Source organism: Thioalkalivibrio sp. ALE21 (assembly GCF_003208255.1).
Lineage (GTDB): Bacteria > Pseudomonadota > Gammaproteobacteria > Ectothiorhodospirales > Ectothiorhodospiraceae > Thioalkalivibrio > Thioalkalivibrio halophilus.
The window spans coordinates 1-1283 of sequence record NZ_QKMA01000047.1; the positions used below are offsets into that span (position 1 = coordinate 1).

3 protein-coding genes are annotated in these 1283 nt (G+C 64.8%); 2 read left to right on the plus strand and 1 reads right to left on the minus strand.

Annotation, left to right across the window (positions count from 1 at the left end; all coding sequences use genetic code 11):
- Positions 1–262: 262 nt before the first annotated feature.
- Together D893_RS13700 and D893_RS13705 are read left to right on the plus strand one after the other, a co-directional pair.
- The gene (locus D893_RS13700; RefSeq protein ID WP_077244200.1) at positions 263–454 is read left to right on the plus strand and encodes a hypothetical protein; all 192 of its coding nucleotides are present in this window, start codon (positions 263–265) and stop codon (positions 452–454) included.
- The gene (locus D893_RS13705; RefSeq protein WP_077244201.1) at positions 451–771 is read left to right on the plus strand and encodes a type II toxin-antitoxin system RelE/ParE family toxin; all 321 of its coding nucleotides are present in this window, start codon (positions 451–453) and stop codon (positions 769–771) included. The genes D893_RS13700 and D893_RS13705 overlap by 4 nt, the downstream gene beginning before the upstream one ends.
- A gap of 77 nt (positions 772–848) precedes the next feature.
- Here D893_RS13705 and D893_RS13710 read toward each other — a convergent pair.
- The coding region (locus D893_RS13710; RefSeq protein ID WP_246863943.1) for a hypothetical protein at positions 849–1283 on the minus strand (435 nt) is incomplete at its 5' end.

Here is a 1283-nt window from a genome sequence, read left to right on the forward strand (position 1 = left end):
TCGCAGGCCGCGCGGATGTCGTCGTCCGGCAGCATGGTGCGTTCGGGCGGCAGGGTCACGCGGTTGGCGCTGCCGTTGGGCAGCAGTCGCGGCACCGACTCGCGGCAGGAGGGACAGTGCCAGGTGGCTACGCGCAGATTCGCGATCAGATTCCAGGAAAGGCGTATTTGGTAAGTGTTGCGGCGTTGGTGACGCGCTCACTCCCGATGACGAGCAACTGTGTGTAAAATTGGCTGAGCTAGGTAGAGAGGCGATGCGAAACATGGAAGCAAGCAAGACTCCCAAAGCGCAGGCACACGACCTGATCGACGAACTTCCGGACAACGCCAGTTGGGAGGACGTCGTGTATCGCCTGGAGCTGCATGCGTCCATCGAACGCGGACTGGCCGATAGTGAGGGCGGGCGTGTGATGCCGCAGGTGGAGGTGGAGCGGCGGTTCGGCCTGCGGCGGTGAGCGCGGTTCACTGGACGGATGAGGCGCTTGCGTGCCTTGAGGAGCTGCATGCGCACATCGGCTCCGTGGATCCGGCAGCGGCCGCCCGGATGATCGAGCGCCTCCTTGCTCGTACTCGTCAATTACCCGACCATCCGCTGAGTGGTCGAACCGTTCCCGATTATCGTCGCGCCGACTTGCGCGAGTTGCTCGAGCGCCCTTACCGGATCATTTACCGCGTGTCGCCCGGGCAAATCGAGATCATTACCATCAAGCATTACCGTCAGCGCCTGCCACATCAACCCGAAGCTCTCGCGAGAAGCACCGACGCTAACTGATGTCGCATTCGCCACATTGAAAGTGTCACGTTTGGGGAGGGCTGGCGGGGCGGCCTTGGTCCGCTGTGCTTGAGGTGTTATGAGGGTGAGTCACTGCCTGCATGCAGTTCGGCCAAGTGTCGCTCGTACAGTTCCCAGATCCGCGGGGCGATCGCCCCGCGTGATCCGGGGTAGGTGAGGCGGTCGGGGTCGAAATCGGTCAGGTATTCGATCTCGGTGCAGCGCAGTTCGCCGGCGATCACGTTGAAGATGAGCAGCTGGGTCCCGCGTTCGGCCAGCGGGACCAGGGCACCGACCACGCCGGTGTCGTTCAGCCCGGGTTCGCCCCGGGCGTCGCCTTCCTCGGCCGGCGGGCGCACCAGCGTGCCGAGCAGTTCCTGGAACGCCTGGTCGCAGGCGTAGCACACCTCCGGGGCGCGCAGTCCCTGTACCCGTTCGCAGGCCGCGCGGATGTCGTCGTCCGGCAGCATGGTGCGTTCGGGCGGCAGGGTCACGCGGTTGGCGCTGCCGTT

Coding starts and splice junctions, on each gene's coding strand:
- D893_RS13700 (WP_077244200.1), top strand. CDS start 263: ATGGAAGCAAGCAAGACTCCCAAAGCGCAGGCACACGACCTGATCGAC.